Below are 21,766 nucleotides of genomic sequence, written 5' to 3'. Positions count from 1 at the left end.
CGAGAGGCCGCTAGTTCGGCACCGGATGCCGGACATACGCCCGCGGCTGGGTGAACGCCCGGATGCCGTCGACGCCGAGCTCGCGCCCAATGCCGGACTGGCCGCAGCCGCCGAACGGCAGGCGCGGGTCCTGGGCGGCCAGGCCGTGGCAGTTGACGCTGACGGTGCCGGCCACGAGCTGCCCAATGATCCGATCGGCGAGCACGTCGTCGCCGGTCCACACCGACGCGGTAAGCCCGAATTCCGTTGCGTTGGCGGCGGTTACGGCGTCGTCGATGCTGTCGTAGCCGAAGATCGGCAAGACCGGCCCGAATTGCTCCTCGGTGGCCAGCGCCGAGTCCGGGCCCGCACCGGTGACGACGGTCGGCAGCGCGAAGTAGCCGCCGGAGTCGGCGTCGGCGTCGCGGATCCGCCCCGCGGTGCGCACGGAAGCGCCGCGCGCCTCGGCGTCGCCGACCAGCTTGGCGACCCGGTCCCGCCCGGCGGCGGTGTGCAGCGGGCCGAGCGTGGTGTCCTCGGCCAGGCCGTCGCCGATCACCTCCCGCTGGCAGCGCGCCAGCAGCGCCTCGGCCAGTTCGTCGACCCGCGCCGTGGGCGCGTACAGCCGCTTGATCGCCATGCACACCTGGCCGCCGGTGGTATAGGTCGCGGTCACCAGCCGCTCCACCAGCTCGTCGCTGACTCCGATGTCGGGCGCGATGATCGCCGCGTCGTTGCCGCCGAGCTCGAGCAGCACCGGCGTGAGGCGCGTCGCGGCCGCCGCCATAACGGCACGTCCGGTGGCAACCCCGCCGGTCAACGAGATCAGGTCGATGCCGGGATGGGTGACCAGCGCGTGGGCCAGCTCGATACCCGGCCCGGAGAGCACGTTCACCACGCCTGGCGGCAGGGCCGCGGCCAGCGCTCCGGCAAGTTGCAGCGCGGCCAGCGGACAAGTCGGCGGAACCTTCACCACGGCGGTATTGCCCGCCGTCAGCGCCGACGACAGCTTGGTCATGGTCAGCGCGAGCGGCCAGTTGAACGGGAGCACGAGCGCGGCCACCCCGAACGGCTCCCGGTGCAGCCGCGGGTATGTCGAGCCGGGGTCGACCTGCTCGGGCGTCAGCGCCGCCTCGGCCATCGATCCGATCAGCGCGGCCAGTGCCGGTCCGGTGCTGATCTCAAAGTTGGCCTCGCTGAGCACCTTTCCGTGCTCGCGGGTGTACAGTCGGGCGCCGTCGTCGGCGGCCAGCCGCTCGCCCGCCGCGGTGGCGGCGGCGGCGACGGCGCACACGCGCTCGGCGACGCTGAGGGCTCGCCACTCGGGCGCCGCCCGCCTTGCCGCCGACACTGCGGCGTCGAGTTGGGCGCTGTCGGCGGCGGGGGCGTGGCCGACTATTTCGGCCGGCCGCGCCGGGTTGTGGACGGGGTAGCTCCCGGCGGCGCCCGGCTGCGGCTCGCCGCCGATCGTCAAGGCCGGCTCGTTGCCCGCAGTTTGGCTGTCGCGCGTGATCGTCGTTGATCCCGTCATGTCCGTCTCCCTTGACCCCTTGCGGTTGCCCCGTCATCGTAAGTCGATATGACGTGCATCACAGTGTGGATTTCATGAAGGGGGTCGTGCTGCGCGAGGTCGGGCGGCCCACCGCGGTGGAGGAGCTCGCGCTGCGGCCGCTCGGCAAGCACGAGGTGCGGGTGGAGCTTCGCGCCAGCGGCGTGTGCCACAGCGACCTGTCGCTGCGCGACGGATCCATACCGACGCTGCTGCCGTCCACGCTCGGCCACGAGGGCGCCGGGGTCGTCGCCGAGGTGGGTGATGACGTCACCACGGTGCGCCCGGGCGACCACGTCGTGCTCACCTGGAACGTGCCCTGCCGGTCGTGCCCGCACTGCCTGCGCGGCGAGGCGCAGCTGTGCTCACATGGCTACGACCACGCCTACGGCGACCCGTACGCGGAGAGCGCCGCGGGCCCGGTGTGGCCGGGCATGGGCGTCGGGTCGCTGGCCGAACAGACCTTGCTGCCGGCCGCGGCGGTGGTACCGGTCGACGAGTCCCTGCCGTTCGACCTGGCCGCGCTGCTGGGCTGCGGCGTCACCACCGGGGTCGGCGCGGTGATGCGGACGGCGGCCGTCCGCCCGGGTGAGAGCGTGCTCGTAATCGGTTGCGGCGGTGTGGGATTGGCCGTGATCCAGGGCGCTCGGCTGGCCGGTGCGGCGCGGATCATCGCCGCCGACCGGGTGGCCGGCCAGCTTGCGGCCGCGACGGCCAACGGCGCCACCGACACCCTCGACGCGAGCGAGACCGACGTCGCGACCGCGGTGCGCGACCTCACCGGGGGTGCCGGGGTCGATCACGGCATCGAGGTGGTGGGCAAGCCCGCCACGATGCGCTCGGCCTACGACGCCACCCGTCGCGGCGGCACGGTCACGCTGGTGGGCGCCGCCGGGATCGCGGAAGAGGTGACGTTTCCCGCGCTGTCGTTGATGGCCGACGGCAAGACGATTCAGGGCAGCGTCTACGGCGCCAGCGACCCCGCGCGCGACATCCCGGTGCTCGCCGAGCTCGCCCTGCGCGGCCGGCTCGACTTGGAGGCGCTGGTGACGCGGCGGATCGGCATCGACGACGTCGAGGCGGCGTTCACCGACATGACCGCCGGGCGCGGGGCGCGCAGCGTGGTCTGCTTCGCGTAAATGCTCAGCGCGACAGCGTGATTGCCTGCTCCGGGCAGTTCTGCTCACCGGTCGCCGCCTGCGCCTCGAGTTCACCCGAGACTTCCTCCACCAGCACGACGCAGTGGCCGGCCTCGTCGGCGTCGAAGACGTCGGGCGCCAGGGTGTAGCAGCGCCCGTGCCCGGTGCAGCGGTCGGCGTCGAACGAGACGCGGGTCACGACAGAAGCTCCTTAAGAGACCGGGAAGACCAGCGGCAGCGACTCCACCGACCGCAGCGCCGCGGTGAAGGTCAGCTGGGTGTCGGGCTTGATCTGGTAATCGGGGATGCGCCGGTGGAATTCGCGCAGGGCCACCCGCAGTTCCATGCGGGCCAGGTGGGATCCCAGGCAGCGGTGCGGGCCCCCGCCGAAGGCGCGGTGCCGGTTGGGATTGCGGGTGAAGTCCACCACTTCCGGATCGGGAAATTCGGCGGGGTCGGTGTTGGCCGCGCCGAGTAGCGGGCTGACCCGTTCGCCCTTGCTGATCGGGCAGCCGCCCACCTCGATGTCCTGCATGGCGACGCGGGCCACGCCGGGAACCGGTGTCTCCCAACGCAACAACTCCTCGATGGCGCTGGGCAGGATGTCGGGCTGCTCGATCAGCTGACGGCGCTGCTCGGGATGCCGGGCCAGGTAGACGAAGAAGCAGTCCAGCGAGTCCGTCACCGTGTCCAGCCCGGCGATGAGGAAGAGGAAACAGATATCTAGGAGCTCCTCGCGCGACAGCGGTTGGCCCTCGATGGTCGCTGCGATCATCGCCGACAGCACGTCGTCGCGCGGGCGGGCGATGTGGTCGTCGATGGCGCGGTCGAAGTAGTCATAGATCTTTTGCGCCGTGGGAGCGCCACTCTCGTGGCGGCGGTCAAACCCGGAGTCGCCCTCCGGCCGGATGACGCGGTCCTTCCACTCCAGGAACTTGTCGAGGTCCTCCAGCGGCAGGCCGAGCAACTGCAGGAACACGGTGCAGGGGAGTGGCACCGCGAACTCGGCGTGAAAGTCGCACTCGCCGCGATCGGCGAAGCGGTCGATCATTTCGTTGACCAGTTCGGTGACGAGCGGTTCGCGGCGGGCCATCTCTCGCGGGGTGAACAGCGGATCGAGGATGCGGCGGTACTTGGCGTGCTCGGGCGGGTCGATTTGCAACGGGATCATCGGCCGGATGTTGCCGAGGTCGACGGCGTCCATGTTCGACGAGAACAGTTCGGCGTGCTTGAGTGCCATCTCGATATCGGCGAGGCGGCTGAGAACCACCGCCTGCGGCGACCGGAACACCGGGCTCGTTTCGCGCAATGCCTTGTACATCGGCTGCGGCTCCGCGATACCCGTCACCGACTGATCGACGAACCCTTCGGTTTCAGTCATGCCGTCAGCCTCGCACCAACACCCTTATTTAGCAATGATGTGAAAGATTGGGCAATGGCGCGTCGCGCCGCCGCCGCTGGTCAGGGGCTTGGGCAGCGAGTACCGTGTTCGTGCGGACGAGTTGGCCGGGCGGCCGCGGGCCGTCGAAAGGCGGTTCGAGGAAAGTCCGGACTTCACAGAGCAGGGTGATTGCTAACGGCAATCCGAGGTGACTCGCGGGAAAGTGCCACAGAAAACAAACCGCCACCTTCGCGGTGGTAAGGGTGAAACGGTGCGGTAAGAGCGCACCAGCATTCCGGGTGACCGGAGTGGCTCGGCAAACCCCACCCGAAGCAAGGCCAAGAAGGCCGCGCGAAAGTGCGGCCGCGCAGGCGTTCGAGGGTTGCTCGCCCGAGCCTGCGGGTAGGCCGCTCGAGGCACCCGGCGACGGTGTGTCCAGATGGATGGTCGCCGCCCCGCTGCCGTTGCTTAGCCGCGACGGCGGGGAACAGAATCCGGCTTACAGGCCAACTCGCCCGCCCCGCGCGCTTAGCCCGATTGCCTAGCGCACCGATTTGGCCAGCTTGCGAAGGGCGGCGTCGAGCTGCTGACGGCACCGCTCGGCCAAGTCGGCCTCCTGCTGATACAGCAGGCCGTAGGTGAAGGTGTCCTCACCGGCGGTGTGGGCGGCTTCGGCCTGATGGCTGAGGTGCGCCCGGCTGACCACGCTGTCCTGGTGATCGCCCAGCAGCCCCTGGATGGCCTTGGCCTGTTCGGACACCTTGGTGGCGCCGGTGGCGGCCGCGGTGTAGCGAAGCCGCTTGGCGCGCTTGCGGATTCGATGCAGCGCCTCGTCGCGCTCGTGCTCGGTCTCCTGATCCACCTCAGCGGCGGCCTTGGCGGCCTTGCGCACCTTCTTGTAGGCGGCGTCGATGGTCACCGGCGGGTGCTCGTCGCTCGAGGCGGCGGCGGGCGCCTCGGTCACCAGCGCGTCGAGGGCGTCGAGCAACCGGAAGTAGCGCTCGGAGCGCATCGCGATGAGCGCCCGCCGCAGCCCGGTCTGGTAGCGGCGCCGAGCGCCCTCGACGAGGCGTTCCCGGATGCGCCCGCGCACCAGCTCGGCCGGCAGCTTGTCCAGCGCCTGTTCGTACCGCTCGGCGAGCACCTCGGCGTCGCGGGCCGCGCCCAGCACATTGCCGAGTTCGCGCAGCTCGTCAAGGATCCAGGCGGTGTCCGAGGATCCCAACGAATCCTGGGAGTCGGCCAGCAGGCTGCGCAGCTTGCGGATGGTCACCCGCATCTGGTGCACGGCATCGTCGGCGTCGGCCCGCACCGCCCGGTCCCACGCCAGCAACTCGTCGACCTGCTCGGCCACCGCACGATGGACCGGATCCGTGGGCGGCGGCGTCTCGTCGGGCCGCGCCGTTTCCCCGAGCACGCGTGCCAGCTTGGAGCCGTGACCGGCGGGCGCGGCGCCGGCGTCGAGTAGCCGATTGCTCAGCCGGCTCAACAGCTCGGTGTTCGGCGCTCCGTTGGTCTCGGCCAGCTCGAGCTCCCACTCGCGCCACTCTTGTTTTGCGGGCGGCGCGTCCGAACCGTCGGCGCCCCCGGCCGCCCACGCGGTGACGTGGTCGTTGCTGAACTCCGCGAGCTCCGCGCCGTCGGCGCCATAGAGCACCTGGTTCTCGCGTTCGGTGCTGATGCGCGCGACGGGATCAAGTGGGCGGTCGCGGACGATCGCCAGCACGACATCCCGCAATTCGCTTGGCACGGTGTCGGGTTCCGATGCGTCCAGCGGCGCGCGAACCTCGGTGCGGGCCTCGGGGCCGGCGGGCAGCTTCAGGTGCCAGCCGGCGTCCGATCCGCCGGTGCGGCGCCGGAGGGTGATCTTGTTGCGGGCCAGGTCCTGCGTCGGCGTGTCGAAGTAGGTTGCGTCCAGCGACTGGATCGGTGACTTCTCGACGCGGTCGACCGCGGCGATGCCTTCGAACGACGGTGACACCGTGGATTCGACGACGTCAAACTTGCGCTCCACCTCCATATGGCGGGAGGTTTTCGGCGCTTTTGCAGGCATTTTCGGCTCCATAGAGGCGGCGCATCGCCGCGGTGTCGAACGTCGTGGTCGGTCGGAATTGGCCTCCATAGCGTGCCATACCGGGGTTGCGCGCTTACTGAGGGCCGAGGTGCATCGCCCGGCCGGTGAGCTGGCGAACCATCTCGATTTCGCCGTCCTGAAACGGGCGCCCGTTGGATTGCAGCAGGTCGTGGAACCAGACGTCCGGGATCGATGGGTACGGGTGATCCCACGAGTCCCATGGGAAGTAGGTCTGGGTCTTCCCCGCGACGAGCCCCCAATTGATCGCACCAACCTTGCGGCGCTTGGCGATTGGCAGAATGTCTGCGACGGTGCTGCCCAGGGGACGGGCCAGGTACTCCGTGCACAGGACCGGTCGCCCCTGGGATTCGAGTTCGTCGATGCGCTTCTCGAAGTCGGCCGGCTCGCCGTAGGAGTGGAAGGTGACCACGTCGGAGTTGTCGAACTGAATGCCGCTGATGACGCCGGTGCTCCCGGTGTCCCATTCGCCCTGCCACACGGCGCTCGTCAATGGTTGAACGGGATCGACCGCGCGCGCCCAGGCGAACACCTGCGGAAGCAGGTCCGCGACCAGCTGCAGCTTGTCCGGCCTCTCGACGGACGCATAGTGGCGCGAGGGATTGTCGGGCTCGTTCCACACATCCCAGCCCAAAACCCGCTCGTCGTTGCGGAATTGGGTGAGTACCGCCGTCACATAGGCCCGCAGCGTGTCGAGGTAGCCGCGGTCGCCGAGGCGTTCGGCGCCTGGGCCCTGCACCCAACCGGAGTTGTGGATGCCGGGCGTCGGGGCGCGCTGCGGGCCCGCTTTCGGAAAAGGGTCCCAGCAGGAGTCGAACAGGACGAACAGCGGTTTGATGTTGTGGTCGGCCGCGATGGCGACGAACTGGGCGAGACGGGCGTGGAACCCGCGGGCGTCCTGGGCCCAGAGCTGGTCGTGCAGGAACACCCGCACGGTGTTGAATCCGGCGGACCGGGCCCAGCCCAACTCGACATGGATGCGAAGGGGGTGGAAGGTGTCGGCCTGGAACATCTCTAGCTGGTTGATGGCGGTCGACGTGACGTAGTTGGCGCCGACCAGCCAGCCCTGCGCCCGGTACCAGCGGTCGGCGCGGTCGGGTGACCAGCGGCTCGAGTCCGGCGTCGGTTGCGCGGCGGCGCGGGGTACTCGGGCCAGGGCGGCGCCGCCCGCCAACAGCAGCGGCAATTTCAGCAGCGATCGGCGGTGGACGAAGCCACCGCGACCGCCGCCGACGCTGTGTACGCTGTGTTCAACCCCGCTCACTAAACCCCGATCGTCTATAGCAGCAACCCTACCAGCGTTGCCACGCAACAGGTTTCAGCAACAGCCGGGGAGAGGGGGTCGAGGCCTCAAGCGGGGGAAAGTGTCGATTGAGTGCCCGTCCGCGAATGGCGGCCTAGAAGGAGTGCACGTCGGCAGGAAACACGCTGCCGGCCACTTCCTCCGCGTATTGCATTGCCGCCCGGCGTAATTCGGAACCGATGTCGGCGAACCGCTTGACGAAGCGGGGCGGCTTGCCGCCACTCAGACCGGCCATATCCTGCCACACCAGGACCTGGGCGTCGCAGTTCGGGCCGGCCCCGATCCCGACGGTCGGAATGGTCAGCTTGCCGGTGATCTGGGTGGCCAGCTCCGCGGGCACCATTTCCATGACGACCGAGAACGCGCCGGCTTCGGCGACGGCGATCGCGTCGGCGACGGTCTGTTCGGCGGCGTCGCCGCGGCCCTGCACCCGGAAGCCGCCGAGGGTGTTCACGCTTTGCGGCGTGAAGCCGATGTGCGCCATCACCGGGATGCCGGCCGCGGTCAGGCAGGCGATCTGCTCGGCGACCCGCTCACCGCCCTCGAGCTTGACGGCGTGCGCGCCCGCCTCCTTCATGAACCGGGTGGCCGCGGCCAGCGCGGCCGTCGGTCCGGCCTCGTAGCTGCCGAACGGCAGGTCGGCGACGACCATGGCGTGTTGAGCGCCCCGCACCACGCCGCGGACCAGCGGGATCAATTCGTCGATCGAGACGGGCACGGTGGTGTCGTAGCCGTAGACCACGTTGGCCGCCGAGTCGCCGACGAGCAGCACCGGGATGCCGGCCTCGTCGAAGATGCGGGCGGTCGAATAGTCGTAGGCCGTCAGCATGGCCCACTTGTGGCCCTCGGCCTTCATTTTCTGCAGGTGATGAGTGCGGATCTTGGTCAGCGGCTTGGCAGGCGCGGACGGGTTTGCCCCATAAACGTTTTGCTCAGACATCATTGTCCCTGGTAGTGGTCGGTTCGATCCTCGTGGCCCTGTGGGTCCCCGGGTTCGTCTGACCCACACATTCTGCCATCTGTTGTCTGCATTCGCACCGCCCAAGCGGTGTGACACATACCATGGCGCCCATGCAGCGGCTCAGCGGTCTCGACGCCAGTTTCCTCTACCTCGAGACCCCGGCCCAGCCGATGCATGTTTGCTCGATCATCGACCTGGACACCGCGACGATGCCCGGTGGCTACAGCTTCGACCGGCTGCGGGAGTCGTTGTCGCTACGCCTCAAGGCGATGCCGCAGTTCCGCGAAAAGCTGGCCAACAGCGCGCTGAACCTCGATCACCCGGTATGGGTGGACGACGACAACTTCGAGGTCGACCGCCACTTGCATCGCATCGGGTTGCCGCCACCGGGCGGGCGCACCGAACTGTCGGAGATTTGCGGGCACATCGCGTCGCTGCCCCTGGACCGTCGCCGGCCGCTGTGGGAGATGTGGGTGATCGAGGGGGTGGCGGGCACCGATTGCCATCGCGACGGGCGGGTGGCGGTGATGACCAAGGTGCACCACTCTGGGGTCGACGGGGTCACCGGCGCCAACCTGATGTCGCAGCTGTGCGCCACCGAGGCCGATGCGCCCCCACCGGATCCGGTGGATGGCGTCGGGGGTGGCAGCGGCTGGCAGATCGCTGCAGGAGGGTTGGTTCGGTTCGCCACCCGGCCACTGCAGCTGGCCAACGTGGTGCCGCAGACGATGTCGTCGTTGATGGCGACGGCGCGAAAGGCCCTCGAGGGCCAGGCGATGGCGCGTCCGTTCGCCGCGCCGCGGACCGCGTTCAACGCCAGCATCAGCGGCCGTCGCAACATCGCTTACGCGCAGCTGGACCTCGAGGACGTCAAGAAGGTGAAAAACCATTTTGGCGTCAAGGTCAACGACGTGGTGATGGCCTTGGTGTCGGGAGTCCTTCGCCAGTACCTGGCCGAGCGCAACGCCTTGCCGGAATCCTCGCTGGTGGCCTCGGTGCCGGTGTCGGTGCACGGCAAATCCGATCGTCCCGGGCGCAACCAGGTGTCGGCGATGTTTTCCAACCTGCACACCCAAATCGCAGACCCGGCGCAGCGCCTCAAGTCCATCGCGGAAGCGACTTCGGTTGCCAAGGAACACAGCTCGGCCATCGGGGATTCGCTGTTGCAGGATTGGTCGCAGTTCGCCGCGTCGGGGGTTTTCGGCATCGCGATGCGGCTCTACGCGCGGACGCGGTTGACCGAGAGCATGCCGGTGCACAACCTGGTGGTGTCCAACGTCCCCGGTCCGCAGGAGCCGCTGTACTTTCTGGGCTGCGAGGTCAAGGCGATGTATCCGCTGGGGCCGATCTTTCACGGTTCGGGCCTCAACATCACCGTGATGTCGCTGAGCGGCAAGTTGGACGTCGGGCTCATCTCGTGTCCGGACCTGGTTCCGGACATGTGGGAGATGGCCGACGACTTCGGAGTGGCGATGGAAGAACTGCTGGCAGCCGCCGGGTAGCCGGCCGGTGGTGGCGCTCATCAAAATCTCAGGTTGGCTCTGGCAGCATATGAGGGCATGGGCCTGACTCGCCGCGACAAGCTCGCGCGCACGCTGCTGATCTGGACCGCGGTCGCTGCCGTGGCGCTGATGGTCGCGGGCTGCGTCCGGGTGATCGGCGGCCGGGCAGTGATGGCCGGCCCCAAGCTGGGCCAGGCGGTCGAATGGACGCCCTGCCGCTCCTCGAACCCCCAGGCCAAGATCCCCGCCGGTGCGCTGTGCGGCCGGCTGGCCGTGCCGGTCGACTACGACCACCTCGACGGCGACGTGGCGACGCTGGCGCTGATCCGCTTTCCCGCGACGGGCGACAAGATCGGCTCGCTGGTGATCAACCCGGGCGGCCCCGGTGAGTCCGGCATCGAGGCCGCCTTGGGCGTCGTCCAGACGTTGCCCAAGCGCATCCGCGAGCGGTTCGACCTGGTCGGCTTCGATCCCCGCGGGGTGGCGTCCTCGCGGCCGGCCATCTGGTGCAACTCCGACGCCGACAACGACAGGCTGCGCACCGAGCCGAACGTCGACTACAGCCCGGCGGGTGTGGCTCACATCGAGGACGAGACCAAGCAGTTCGTCGGCCGCTGCGTCGACAAGCTGGGCAAAAAGTTCCTGGCCAACGTCGGAACCGTCAACGTGGCCCGCGACCTGGACGCCATCCGCGCCGCGCTGGGCGACGACAAGCTGACCTACCTCGGCTACTCCTACGGAACCCGGATCGGCTCGGCCTACGCGGAGGCCTACCCGACCAAGGTGCGGGCGATGATCCTCGACGGCGCCGTCGACCCCAACGCCGACCCCATCGAGGCGGACCTGCGGCAGGCCAAGGGATTTCAGGACGCGTTCAAGGACTACGCCACCGATTGCGCGAAGCAACCGAGCTGCCCGCTGGGCACCGACCCGGCGAAGGCCGTCGAGGTCTACCACAGCCTGGTCGACCCGATGGTCGACCCGAACAACGAGATGGTCGGTAGGCCGATGCCGACGAAGGATCCACGCGGGTTGAGTTACGCCGACGCGATCGTCGGCACCATCATGGCGCTGTACTCACCGACGCTGTGGCATCACCTGACCGACGGCCTGACCGAACTGACCGACCACCACGGCGACACCCTGCTCGCCCTGGCCGACATGTACATGCGCCGCGACCCGCACGGCCACTACACCAATGCCACCGACGCACGAGTGGCAATCAATTGCGTTGACCAGCCGCCGATTACGGACCGAACCAAGGTGATCGACGAAGACCGGCGGTCCCGCGAGATCGCCCCGTTCATGAGCTACGGGCAGTTCACCGGTGACGCGCCGCTTGGCACCTGCGCGTTCTGGCCCGTGCCGCCGACCAGCAAGCCGCACGCCGTTTCGGCGCCCGGACTGGCACCGACCGTGGTGGTGTCGACCACGCACGACCCGGCGACTCCCTACAAGGCCGGCGTCGATCTGGCCAGTCAGCTGCGCGGCTCGCTGCTCACCTTCGACGGGACCCAGCACACGGTGGTCTTTCAGGGCGACAGCTGCGTCGACGACTACGTGACGGCGTATCTGATCGGTGGTGACACGCCGCCCAGCGGCGCCAAGTGCTGACCCTTCAACCTTTCGCCGAACGTGCACTGGTTGCGAAATTCCGGCCGATCTCTCGCGCTGAGTACACGTTCGGCGAGGTAAGAGGCGAGACCAAGGCGTAACCGTTTCGCGCCGCTTCGGGTATTCGCGGCTGCAACGATGGCTGCCATGTCGCGCCTGAGACCCTTGAGCTCGGCGCTGCTGTCGTTCGGGATGCTGGTTGCGGGGCAATCGGCGCTGCCGGTGGCGGGCGCCACCCCGGAACCCGGTGCGGGCCAGACCCCGAGCCCGGCTCCGCCGGCCGCCGCCGCGGGGCCGCAGGGCTGGGGCGGCTGCGGCCAATTCCTGACCGACACCAGCGGCCTTCCCACCGCCCGGTGCACCACCGTGTCGGTGCCGGTCGACTACGCCAATCCCGGTGGCGCGCAAGCGAAGCTGGCGGTGATCCGGGTGCCGGCGACCGGTCGGCGGATGGGATCGCTGTTGGTCAACCCGGGCGGACCGGGGGCGTCAGCCGTCGACATGGTCGCCGGCCTGGCTTCGGACCTGGAAAACAGCGACATCACCCGAAACTTCGATCTGGTGGGGTTTGACCCGCGGGGGGTGGGCCACTCGACCCCGCAGTTGCGCTGCCGCAGCGACGCCGAGTTCGACGCCTTCCGCCGCGAACCGATGGTCGATTACAGCCCCGCCGGCGTGGCCCACATCGAGCAGCTCTACCGACAGCTGGCGCAGCAATGCGCCGGCCGGATGGGCAACGCGTTTCTGGCCAATGCCGGCACCGCCTCCGCGGCCCGGGACATGGACATGGTCCGCCAGGCACTGGGCGAGGATCAGATCAGCTACCTGGGCTACAGCTACGGCACGGAACTGGGCACCGCCTACCTAGAGGGGTTCAGCCCCCACGTGCGGTCGATGGTGCTCGACGGCGCCATCGACCCCACCGTTGACCCGGTGCAGGAAAACATCAACCAAATGGCCGGATTCCAAACGGCTTTCAACGACTACGCCAAGGACTGCGCCCGCTCGGCGGCCTGCCCGCTGGGCACCGATCCGGCGCAATTCGTCAACCGCTACCACGCCCTGATCGACCCGCTGGTGGTCAAGCCCGGCCGCACGTCGGATCCGCGCGGCCTGAGCTACGCCGACGCGACGACGGGAACCATCAACGCGCTCTACACCCCGCAGCACTGGAAGTACTTGACCAGCGGGCTGCTCGGGCTGCAGCGCGGCACCGACGCCGGTGACTTGCTGTTGCTGGCCGACGATTACGACGGCCGTGATAAAAACGGCCACTACAGCAACGACCAGGACGCGTTCAACGGGGTGCGGTGCGTCGACGCGCCGACGCCGGCAGACTCGGCGACGTGGGTCGCCGCCGACCAGAAGATGCGCCAGCTCGCCCCGTTCCTGAGCTACGGGCAGTTCACCGGAAACGCCCCGCGCGACCTGTGCGCGCTGTGGCCGGTGCCCGCCACGTCGAAACCGCACGCCGCGCCGCCCGTCGCCGCGGGCAAGGTCGTCGTCGTCTCCACCACGCACGACCCGGCCACCCCCTACCAGGCCGGCGTGAGCCTGGCCCGCCAGCTGGGCGCGCCGCTGATCACCTACGACGGGACCCAGCACACCGCGGTGTTCAACGGCGACCAGTGCGTCGATACCGCGGTGGTGCGGTACTTCGTCGCCGGGGCCCCGCCGCCGGCGGCGCTGCGCTGCCAGCCCTGAGCGGACGCGTTTGCCGGGTTGGCAACGGTTCTGAGCGGGCGTCGGTAACACAGAATTAACAGCAGTTGCCTACTGTTCGGGGTATGGATCGACAGAAGGAATTCGTCCTCCGCACGCTGGAGGAACGAGACATCCGCTTCGTTCGGCTCTGGTTCACCGATGTGCTCGGTTACCTCAAGTCGGTCGCCATCGCCCCGGCCGAGCTCGAAGGCGCCTTCGAAGAGGGCATCGGCTTCGACGGCTCCTCGATCGAGGGCTTCGCGCGGGTCTCCGAATCCGACACCGTGGCCAACCCCGATCCGTCGACCTTCCAGGTGCTGCCCTGGGCCACATCGTCCGGCCACCACCACTCGGCGCGGATGTTCTGCGACATCACCATGCCCGACGGCTCGCCGTCGTGGGCCGACCCGCGGCACGTGCTGCGGCGCCAGCTGCAGAAGGCCAACGACCTCGGGTTTTCCTGCTATGTGCATCCCGAAATCGAGTTCTTCCTGCTGAAGCCCGGTTCCGACGACGGGTCGCGCCCGGTTCCCGTCGACACCGCCGGCTATTTCGACCAGGCGGTGCACGACTCGGCGTCCAACTTCCGCCGGCACGCGATCGAGTCCCTGGAACTCATGGGCATCTCGGTCGAGTTCAGCCACCACGAGGGCGCGCCGGGCCAGCAGGAGATCGACCTGCGCTTCGCCGACGCGTTGTCGATGGCCGACAACGTGATGACGTTCCGCTACGTCATCAAGGAGGTCGCGATCGAGAACGGCGCCCGGGCGTCGTTCATGCCCAAGCCCTTCGCCGAGCATCCCGGCTCGGCCATGCACACGCACATGAGCCTGTTCGAGGGCGAGGTCAACGCCTTCCACAGCCCCGACGACCCGCTGCAGCTGTCGGATGTGGGCAAGTCGTTCATCGCCGGGATCCTGGAGCACGCGCCGGAGATCAGCGCGGTCACCAACCAGTGGGTCAATTCCTACAAGCGGCTGGTGCAGGGCGGCGAGGCGCCCACCGCCGCGTCGTGGGGGGCGGCCAACCGGTCGGCTTTGGTGCGGGTGCCGATGTACACGCCGCACAAGACGTCGTCGCGGCGGATCGAGGTGCGCAGCCCCGACTCGGCGTGCAACCCGTACCTGACGTTCGCCGTGCTGCTGGCCGCGGGATTGCGCGGCGTGGAGAAGGGCTACGTGCTCGGCCCGCAGGCAGAGGACAACCTGTGGGACCTCACCCCCGAGGAGCGGCTCACGATGGGCTATCGCGAGCTGCCCACCAGCCTCGACACCGCGCTACGCGCCATGGAATCCTCCGAGCTCGTCGCGGAAGCCTTGGGGGAGCACGTCTTTGACTTCTTCCTGCGCAACAAGCGCGCGGAGTGGGCGAACTACCGCAGCCACGTCACGCCCTACGAGCTGAGCACCTACCTGTCGCTGTAGGTTTCATCGCCTATCGCAACCGCCGGGTGATCCGGCAGATCGGCGCGTTGCGCTACCGTCTTGGACGTGACCAAACCCGCGACCGAGCGCCCGAAGCTGCCGGGCGTGGGCCGGCTCGGGCTGGTCGACCCGCCGGCCGGTGACCGGCTGGCGCAGTTGGGTTGGTACGACCACGACGACCAGGCCCACATCGACCGGCTGTGGTCGCTGTCGCGCGCGCCGGACCCCGACGCCGCGCTGCGCACCCTGATCCGACTGGCGGAGAACCCGGAGACCGGGTGGGACGAGCTCAACGCTGCGCTGCTCACCGAACGCGGCCTGCGCGGCCGGCTGTTCGCGGTGCTCGGCTCGTCGCTGGCGCTCGGGGATCATGTGGCCGCCCATCCGCAATCCTGGAAGCTATTGCGCGGCAAGGTCACATTGCCCTCGCACGAGGAGCTGCACGCGGAGTTCACCGGGAGCGCCGACGAGGTGTTGGCGGCGCAGGGTCCGGCGGTGCCGCGACTGCAGACGTTGTATCGCGACCGTCTGCTGGTGCTGGCCGCCCTCGATCTGGCCGCCACGGTCGAGGACGAGCCGGTGCTGCCGTTCACTGAGGTGTCCGCGCATCTCTCGGACATCGCCGACGCCGCGCTGGCGGCCGCGCTGCGGGTGGCCGAGGCGACCGTGTGCGGCGAGCGCACGCCGCCGCGGCTGGCGGTCATCGCGATGGGCAAATGCGGTGCGCGCGAACTGAACTACGTCAGCGACGTCGACGTCATCTTCGTCGCCGAGCGCGCCGACGCGCTGAGCGCCCGGGTAGCCGGCGAGATGATGCGGGTGGCCTCGGAGGCGTTCTTCCAGGTCGATGCCGGGCTGCGCCCGGAGGGCCGCAGCGGTGAGCTGATCCGCACGCTGGAATCGCACGTCGCCTATTACCAGCGCTGGGCGAAGACGTGGGAGTTCCAGGCGCTGCTGAAAGCTCGGCCGGCGGCGGGCGACGCCGATCTCGGCGAGGGCTACGTGGCCGCGTTGATGCCCATGGTGTGGGTCGCCTGCGAGCGTGAGGATTTCGTGGTCGAAGTGCAGGCGATGCGCCGGCGGGTCGAGCAGCTGGTGCCGGCCGAGGTGCGGGCCCGCGAGATCAAGCTCGGCAGCGGCGGATTGCGCGACGTGGAATTCGCGGTGCAGCTGCTGCAGTTGGTGCACGGCCGCAGCGACGAGTCGCTGCACGTGGCGTCGACCGTGGACGCGCTGGGCGCGTTGGGCCGCGGCGGCTACGTCGGGCGCGAGGATTCGGCCAACCTCACCGCCTCTTACGAGTTCCTACGGTTGCTCGAGCACCGGCTGCAGCTGCGGCGCCTCAAGCGCACCCACCTGCTGCCGGAAGTCGACGACGACGAGGCGGTGCGCTGGCTGGCGCGGGCGGCCCATATCCGGCCGGACGGCCGGCACGATGCGGCGGGGGTGCTGCGCGAGGAGCTCAGGCACCAAAACGTGCGGGTATCCCAGCTGCACGCCAAGCTCTTCTACCAACCACTGCTGGAGTCGATCGGGCCGCCCGGTCTCGAGATCTCACACGGCATGACGTCCGAGGCCGCCGAGCGGCAGCTGGCCGCGCTGGGCTACGAGGGCCCGCAGACGGCGCTCAAGCACATGTCGGCGTTGGTCAACCAGAGCGGTCGGCGCGGCCGGGTCCAGGCCGTTCTGCTGCCGCGGCTGCTGAACTGGATGTCGTACGCGCCCCACCCCGACGGCGGGCTGCTGGCGTACCGGCGCCTGTCTGAGGCGCTGGCGGGGGAGCGCTGGTACCTTTCCACGCTGCGGGACAAGCCCGCGGTGGCCAAGCGGCTCATGCATGTGCTGGGGACCTCCACCTATGTGCCGGACCTGTTGATGCGCGCTCCCAGGGTGATTCAGGATTACAGCGACGGCCCGGCCGGCCCGAAGCTGCTCGAGACCGAACCCGAAGCGGTGGCCCGCGCGCTGATCTCCTCGGCGAGCCGGTACGCCGACCCGGTGCGGGCGATCGCCGGGGCGCGCACGCTGCGCCGCCGCGAACTGGCCCGCATCGGCTCCGCCGATCTGCTCGGCCTGCTGGAGGTCCGAGACGTGTGCAAGGCGCTCACGTCGGTGTGGGTGGCGGTGCTGCAGGCGGCGCTGGAGGCGATGATCCGGGCCAACCTGCCCAGCGGCGGCTCCGAAAAAGGAAAGGCTCCGGCGGCCATCGCGGTGATCGGCATGGGCCGGCTGGGGGGCGCCGAGCTGGGCTACGGGTCGGACGCGGACGTGATGTTCGTGTGCGAGGCCGCCAGCGGTGTCGAGGACTCGCAGGCGGTGCGGTGGGCGACGACGATCGCCGAGCAGGTGCGGGCGCTGCTGGGGACGCCCAGCGTCGACCCGCCGTTGGAGGTCGACGCGAACCTGCGCCCCGAGGGCCGAAGCGGCGCGCTGGTGCGCACGCTGGCGTCCTATGCCGCCTACTACGCGCAGTGGGCGCAACCGTGGGAGATCCAGGCCCTGCTGCGCGCGCACGCCGTCGCCGGCGACGCCGAGCTGGGTCAGCGGTTCCTGCTGATGGCCGACCAGACGCGCTACCCGCCCGACGGCGTGTCGGCCGAGGCGGTGCGTGAGATCCGCCGCATCAAGGCCCGCGTCGAGGCCGAGCGGTTGCCGCGCGGTGCGGATCCCAACACCCACACCAAGCTGGGCCGCGGCGGACTGGCCGACATCGAATGGACGGTGCAGCTCATGCAGCTGCGCCACGCCCACGAGGTGCCGGCGCTACACAACACCTCCACGCTCGACTCGCTGGACGCCATCGCCTCGGCCGGCCTGGTGGCCCAAGACGAGGTGGACCTGCTCCGCCAGGCTTGGCTCACCGCGACCCGGGCCCGCAACGCGCTGGTGCTGGTCCGCGGCAAGCCCACCGACCAGCTGCCCGGGCCCGGGCGCCAGCTCAACGCCGTCGCGGTGGCGGCGGGCTGGCCCACCGACGACGGCGGCGAGTTCCTGGACAACTACCTGCGGGTGACGCGCCGGGCAAAAGCCGTGGTGCGCAAGGTTTTTGGGAGTTAAGTCGAAAGGCGGATCGTTGGAAGCCACGTTTGAGGTGTTAAGCGAAGAGGAGCTCGACCGGGTCACGGCGACCTATGCGCCGTTGGCCGAGGCCGTTCGCGAGCTCATCGACGCCACCATCCGCACCCAGGCTGACGACGACATCGTCGCGCAGGCGCGCACCGCGATACAGGCCGCGACCACTTCATTGCTGAGCCAAGGCACCCGGCCGGCCGGGGTGACCTACCGCGTCGACGACCGCCCGGTGCCGTTGGGAAACGCGGTGATCGGCCAGTGCAACCCGATCGCCCCGCCGGTGGTGGTGAACCACGAGGGCGACAGCCGGTGCTGGAGCGAGTTCGTGCTGGGCGCGGCGTACGAGGGGCCGCCCGGCCTGGTGCACGGCGGTGTGAGCGCCCTGGTACTGGACCACATGCTCGGCGAGGCGGCCAGCAAGGGCCTGACCAAACCGCTGTTCACCGGGACCATCACCATCAAGTACCTGCGCGGCACGCCGCTGGGGCCGCTGCGCTCCGAGGCGTGGATCGAACGCGCCGAAGGCGTCAAAGCCTATGCGCGGGGCAATATTTCGGACTCCGCTGGGGTGACCGCCGAGGCGGACGGCGTGTTCATCATGCCGGCGTGGGCGCGGGAAGCCGAATGAAGTTCTACGTCAGCAGCGCCTTTTTGAACACCCGGGAGATCATCGAGATCGCCAAGGCCGCCGACGAACTCGGCTACGACGGAATCGGGATCCCCGACCACGTTGTCAACCTGGAGACCCTGGACACCCCGTATCCGTACACCAAGGATGGGCAACGCCGTTGGCAGCCGTTCACTGACTGGCCCGACCCCTGGGTGCTCGTTGGCGCGCTGGCACAGGTCACCACCCGGCTGCGGTTCGTCACCACGGTCTACATCCCCGCCATGCGCAACCCGTACTCGGCGGCCAAAGCCATTGGCACCGCCGCGGTTTTGGCGTCGGGCCGGGTGGAGCTGGGCATCGGCGTCGGCTGGTGCCGAGAGGAATTCGCCCTGATGGGCGAGCGGTTCGACGCCCGCGGCAAACGCACCGATGAGATCATCGAGCTGATGCGGGCGCTGTGGCAACCGGGCTGGACGGAGTTCGGCGGCGAGTTTTACCCGACCCCGCGGCTGGAGATGCAACCCACCCCGCCGCCGATACCCGTGTACGTCGGCGGGCTCAGCGAGGCCGCGCTGCGCCGGGCCGCCCGCAACGACGGCTGGATCGGGGACCTGATCAAGACCGATCGGGCCATCGAGGCGGTGGGCCGGATGCGGGAACTGCGGGCCGAAAACGGGCTCTCTCTGGACGATTTCACCATCCTGACGCCGCTGACCGATGCCTTCACCACTGCCGATTATCAGCGCGCCGCCGACGCCGGGATCACCGGGATCATCACCATGCCGTGGATGTTCTACGCCGGCCCGGACGCCACGCTGGACGACAAGATCGACGGCATGCAGCGCTTCCGCAAGGACCTGGCGCTCGACGGTTAGGCTTTACGGGTGGCGTTTACGGTCGTTTTCAGCAACGGTGAACCGCGAGACTACGGCGCGTTCGACAGCTACGAGGTCACCGACGCCGGTGTGCTGATCATCAACATGCACCGCGAAGACGTCGAGCGGCATTACGTCGCGCCGGGCGGCTGGCTGGAGGTGGTCGAGATGGCCGAGGGGCAGCCGGTCAGGATGTCGCGCGGGATCCTGGGTCGTCGCCCGAACTGACGCCGTCGCGCCGGAACGGGTTTGGCGCGGCCGCGCGAGGGCAGCGGAAAAACGAGCCGCAACATCCGCAGTATTTCGTTAGGTATCCAGTTCGGCTGCGACGTGTGACGGCAACGCTGGACGTCGAGGCTGGGCTGACGACCTCGGGGTGGGCACGATTGCGCCGGACTGCGACAGGATTGTCGCCTCAGCGTTGCTTGGTATGCAGCAAAGCCTCGGTCTGTGAGGTCCGATCAGCCTTGGCGCGCTTGTCGGCGCGTTTCTCTTTCAGCGATTTAGCGGACTTCTTCTTCGTCATAGTTTGCCGAGGAGATTTATCAGACATCATGGCCCTTCGATATGGGGGCCTGCGTCGGTCCCGGTTTCGTGAGTGTACGCCTCTCAGTCGCGTCGGCCGTGTGTGCTCGGCTCACGTCGACCAATTGTGTTGCAGCAGACGGCTACCGAAAGGTTGTCTCGCCGGTGGCGTCCCCGACGATGGACGCGGCTAGCTGTTCAGGTCGCGTGGACGCTTGCGTGACCGGTCAGGTATGCAACCCGTCCTCGACGGCTCCGGCGCCCGTGCGATTAGTACCGGTTAAAGGTGCGTCGGGGCGCTCCACTACGCCAGGTAAGGTAACGTGCGGACCGACCCCGGTGGTCAACCTTGGCGCGTTCGGGAGGGCATCGTTGCCTTACACCGTGGATTTCAACACTGTCTCAGCCGTCGGCCTGGAGTCTTCGCCGGTTGCGGCCGCGCTTGCTGGTCTTCGAGCGCACGAGGCCCGCTACTTCAAGAACAAGTACGACTACATCTTCGCGGTGGAGCCGGCGAGCGACGCCAAGACAACCATCGACTGGGTGCATCGGATCCTCAAGGAAGAACGCGACATCGTCATCTCGTCTCGCCCACTCGAGGCGACGGCCTTCCAGATCAAGAACATACGAATCGCCTACGTCTTCTACGAGAACGGTCTGTCGATCAACGTCATGTATGCCGTCGACGACCCCAAGAAGCGGGCGGTCGGGTTCAAGCTGTCCGAAGGAATGGCTGTCCCCGCGGAGCTCGCCTCGCGGTTCAAATTCGCGAGACAGAAGTCGAGGCTGGCCGGAACCATTCGTGGTTCCTACTTCAACCTCAAAAATGAGTACTAGTCAACTGACCCACGTCGTCAAGCGACGCCGCGGCTTGGCCAACCGTTACGACAATCACCATCTGGCCGCCCTAGTTGTCAGACACGCCCTAGTCGCGGCCGGCTTCAACAAGCTTGTCTGCCAGACCATCTGGATCAGTACGCCGCCCGTTCGTCGAACCCATTGCCCCACTCAGCGGATGTAGACCAGTTGGTCGATCGAATCCACGGGCAAATCGCCGTCAACGGCGGCGGTCACCACCAGCTCGTTCAGCGTGATCGCCCCTTTGTGATTATCGAGGAACGCGGTGTCGGAGGCGTCCCGACCGGTGGCTATGCGCACCAGGGTTTGCCGCGGTGCCAGCAACGTTGCATCGACGACCCGCCATTGGTCCTCGACCAAAGCCTCGGCCACCGCATGAAAGTCCATCGGGTACACGCCGGGCGCGTACACCGACACCAGGCGGGCCGGCACCTTGACCGCGCGCAGCAGTGCCACCACCAGATGTGCGTAGTCGCGGCACACGCCTTCGCCGGCGAGCAGCGTCTCCACCGCTCCATCGATCGGATCGCTTGAGCCAGGCACGTAATTCAGTCGGGTGCCCACCCACGAACTCACATTCTTCAACAGCGTCTCCGAATCACCGTAGGTGCCGAACTCGGTTGTGGCGAACCCGTAGAACTTATCGGCCTCGGCGTAGCGGCTGGGCCGCAGATATTGAGACTTATCGTATTCGGTCACCGGAGCCGGATCGGTCTGACCAACGATCGTCGCCGCGTAGCGGACTTTCAGTGTGCCCACCTCTGCGTCGAACTTGTGGATGCGGTTGCCATGTACACCGCTGACTTCCAAGGGCTGGACGGACCGTCCGTTCAAGACAAAGCTCAGCGACTCAAAGACCTGGGCGCGAGGATGCGGAGCAACACCGATCTGGAACTCCAGCGTGGTGGGCGCGGTGATCTCAACTTCCATTTCGGCGCCCACTTCTCGTCTCATAGCGCGATGATCCGCCAATAGTTGCGGATTCGCCAGGCGGGCGAGGGCGCCGGGCCGGGATGGCGCGAAGTTGCGAGTAAGTCCTGCAGACCGAACCGGCTTCCGTGGCATCCCAGAGGTTCCGAAAACCCTTGGTGTCGGCCCGCGGGGGTTGGCCCCCCCGGGCCCCCCGGGGTGGACAACCATTAAGCACGCAAAACCCAGGGAGGGGGCGAGTTGAAAAA

General features: G+C 68.4%; 17 protein-coding genes and 1 other RNA gene. 11 read left to right on the top strand and 7 right to left on the bottom strand.

The window, feature by feature from the left end; genetic code table 11:
* Positions 1-10 precede the first annotated feature (10 nt).
* Positions 11-1,510 (bottom strand): aldehyde dehydrogenase family protein, encoded by a 1,500-nt coding sequence (locus A5764_RS24015; RefSeq protein ID WP_067118293.1) that lies wholly within the window; start codon positions 1,508-1,510, stop codon positions 11-13.
* Positions 1,511-1,584: 74 nt separating this feature from the next.
* On the opposite strand from A5764_RS24015, the gene A5764_RS24010 reads away from it, so the two are divergent.
* A complete protein-coding gene (locus A5764_RS24010; protein ID WP_067118467.1) occupies positions 1,585-2,667 on the top strand; it encodes a Zn-dependent alcohol dehydrogenase in 1,083 nt (360 codons plus the stop codon).
* Between the two features lie 4 nt (positions 2,668-2,671).
* Here A5764_RS24010 and A5764_RS24005 read toward each other — a convergent pair whose 3' ends face one another.
* Both A5764_RS24005 and A5764_RS24000 read right to left on the bottom strand, forming a co-directional pair.
* A complete protein-coding gene (locus A5764_RS24005; RefSeq protein WP_067118291.1) occupies positions 2,672-2,866 on the bottom strand; it encodes a ferredoxin in 195 nt (64 codons plus the stop codon).
* Positions 2,867-2,878: 12 nt separating this feature from the next.
* Positions 2,879-4,048, bottom strand: a complete 1,170-nt coding sequence (locus A5764_RS24000) for a cytochrome P450 (protein ID WP_067118288.1) — start codon at positions 4,046-4,048, stop codon at positions 2,879-2,881.
* Between the two features lie 117 nt (positions 4,049-4,165).
* On the opposite strand from A5764_RS24000, the gene rnpB reads away from it, so the two are divergent.
* Positions 4,166-4,566: RNase P RNA component class A (gene rnpB, locus A5764_RS23995), an RNA gene on the top strand.
* A 23-nt stretch (positions 4,567-4,589) separates the two neighbouring features.
* Here rnpB and A5764_RS23990 read toward each other — a convergent pair.
* From A5764_RS23990 to panB, 3 genes are all read right to left on the bottom strand, one after another.
* Positions 4,590-6,101: a CYTH and CHAD domain-containing protein gene (locus tag A5764_RS23990; protein WP_067118464.1), complete on the bottom strand. Its 1,512-nt coding sequence runs from the start codon at positions 6,099-6,101 to the stop codon at positions 4,590-4,592.
* Positions 6,102-6,195: 94 nt separating this feature from the next.
* Positions 6,196-7,404, bottom strand: a complete 1,209-nt coding sequence (locus A5764_RS23985) for a cellulase family glycosylhydrolase (protein ID WP_197501706.1) — start codon at positions 7,402-7,404, stop codon at positions 6,196-6,198.
* Between the two features lie 133 nt (positions 7,405-7,537).
* Positions 7,538-8,383, bottom strand: coding sequence for a 3-methyl-2-oxobutanoate hydroxymethyltransferase (gene panB / locus A5764_RS23980; RefSeq protein WP_067118458.1), 846 nt, complete (start codon positions 8,381-8,383; stop codon positions 7,538-7,540).
* A 122-nt stretch (positions 8,384-8,505) separates the two neighbouring features.
* Here panB and A5764_RS23975 point away from each other — a divergent pair, with 122 nt between their 5' ends.
* From A5764_RS23975 to A5764_RS23935, 9 genes are all read left to right on the top strand, one after another.
* Positions 8,506-9,906 (top strand): wax ester/triacylglycerol synthase family O-acyltransferase, encoded by a 1,401-nt coding sequence (locus A5764_RS23975; RefSeq protein ID WP_369807365.1) that lies wholly within the window; start codon positions 8,506-8,508, stop codon positions 9,904-9,906.
* Positions 9,907-9,963: 57 nt separating this feature from the next.
* Complete coding sequence (locus tag A5764_RS23970) at positions 9,964-11,520, top strand: alpha/beta hydrolase (protein WP_067118285.1); 1,557 nt, start codon at positions 9,964-9,966, stop codon at positions 11,518-11,520.
* Between the two features lie 138 nt (positions 11,521-11,658).
* Entirely contained in the window at positions 11,659-13,224 is a 1,566-nt protein-coding gene (locus A5764_RS23965; protein ID WP_067118282.1) for an alpha/beta hydrolase, read from the top strand.
* 83 nt (positions 13,225-13,307) lie between these two features.
* Entirely contained in the window at positions 13,308-14,648 is a 1,341-nt protein-coding gene (gene glnA, locus A5764_RS23960; RefSeq protein WP_067118280.1) for a type I glutamate--ammonia ligase, read from the top strand.
* 60 nt (positions 14,649-14,708) lie between these two features.
* On the top strand, positions 14,709-17,705 hold the full coding sequence (locus A5764_RS23955; RefSeq protein WP_067118277.1) for a bifunctional [glutamine synthetase] adenylyltransferase/[glutamine synthetase]-adenylyl-L-tyrosine phosphorylase: 2,997 nt from the start codon (positions 14,709-14,711) through the stop codon (positions 17,703-17,705).
* A 16-nt stretch (positions 17,706-17,721) separates the two neighbouring features.
* Positions 17,722-18,348 carry a PaaI family thioesterase gene (locus A5764_RS23950; RefSeq protein ID WP_067118274.1) on the top strand — a complete coding sequence of 209 codons (627 nt, stop codon included), beginning with the start codon at positions 17,722-17,724 and terminating at the stop codon, positions 18,346-18,348.
* A complete protein-coding gene (locus A5764_RS23945; RefSeq protein WP_067118271.1) occupies positions 18,345-19,205 on the top strand; it encodes a TIGR03619 family F420-dependent LLM class oxidoreductase in 861 nt (286 codons plus the stop codon). The genes A5764_RS23950 and A5764_RS23945 overlap by 4 nt, the downstream gene beginning before the upstream one ends.
* A gap of 9 nt (positions 19,206-19,214) precedes the next feature.
* Positions 19,215-19,433, top strand: a complete 219-nt coding sequence (locus A5764_RS23940) for a hypothetical protein (protein WP_067118268.1) — start codon at positions 19,215-19,217, stop codon at positions 19,431-19,433.
* A gap of 669 nt (positions 19,434-20,102) precedes the next feature.
* Positions 20,103-20,567 carry a phage tail protein gene (locus A5764_RS23935; RefSeq protein WP_067118452.1) on the top strand — a complete coding sequence of 155 codons (465 nt, stop codon included), beginning with the start codon at positions 20,103-20,105 and terminating at the stop codon, positions 20,565-20,567.
* Between the two features lie 171 nt (positions 20,568-20,738).
* Here the strand turns inward: A5764_RS23935 and A5764_RS23930 are convergent, their stop codons facing one another.
* The gene (locus A5764_RS23930) at positions 20,739-21,542 is read right to left on the bottom strand and encodes a transglutaminase family protein (protein WP_067118265.1); all 804 of its coding nucleotides are present in this window, start codon (positions 21,540-21,542) and stop codon (positions 20,739-20,741) included.
* Between the last annotated feature and the right edge of the window lie 224 nt (positions 21,543-21,766).

The sequence above is a fragment of the Mycobacterium sp. 852002-51057_SCH5723018 genome, from assembly GCF_001667035.1.
Classification (GTDB): domain Bacteria; phylum Actinomycetota; class Actinomycetes; order Mycobacteriales; family Mycobacteriaceae; genus Mycobacterium.
The sequence above is the reverse complement of the archived record's forward strand: the minus strand, read 5'-3'. Positions and strand labels throughout refer to the sequence as shown.

Bases quoted from the DNA above. Each gene is read 5' to 3' on its own strand.
- A5764_RS23930 (WP_067118265.1), bottom strand. From the start codon at position 21,542: ATGAGACGAGAAGTGGGCGCCGAAATGGAAGTTGAGATCACCGCGCCC.
- panB (WP_067118458.1), bottom strand. From the start codon at position 8,383: ATGTCTGAGCAAAACGTTTATGGGGCAAACCCGTCCGCGCCTGCCAAG.
- A5764_RS23945 (WP_067118271.1), top strand. From the start codon at position 18,345: ATGAAGTTCTACGTCAGCAGCGCCTTTTTGAACACCCGGGAGATCATC.
- A5764_RS24015 (WP_067118293.1), bottom strand. From the start codon at position 1,510: ATGACGGGATCAACGACGATCACGCGCGACAGCCAAACTGCGGGCAAC.
- A5764_RS23970 (WP_067118285.1), top strand. From the start codon at position 9,964: ATGGGCCTGACTCGCCGCGACAAGCTCGCGCGCACGCTGCTGATCTGG.
- glnA (WP_067118280.1), top strand. From the start codon at position 13,308: ATGGATCGACAGAAGGAATTCGTCCTCCGCACGCTGGAGGAACGAGAC.
- A5764_RS23975 (WP_369807365.1), top strand. From the start codon at position 8,506: ATGGCGCCCATGCAGCGGCTCAGCGGTCTCGACGCCAGTTTCCTCTAC.
- A5764_RS24000 (WP_067118288.1), bottom strand. From the start codon at position 4,048: ATGACTGAAACCGAAGGGTTCGTCGATCAGTCGGTGACGGGTATCGCG.
- A5764_RS23965 (WP_067118282.1), top strand. From the start codon at position 11,659: ATGGCTGCCATGTCGCGCCTGAGACCCTTGAGCTCGGCGCTGCTGTCG.
- A5764_RS24010 (WP_067118467.1), top strand. From the start codon at position 1,585: ATGAAGGGGGTCGTGCTGCGCGAGGTCGGGCGGCCCACCGCGGTGGAG.
- A5764_RS23990 (WP_067118464.1), bottom strand. From the start codon at position 6,101: ATGCCTGCAAAAGCGCCGAAAACCTCCCGCCATATGGAGGTGGAGCGC.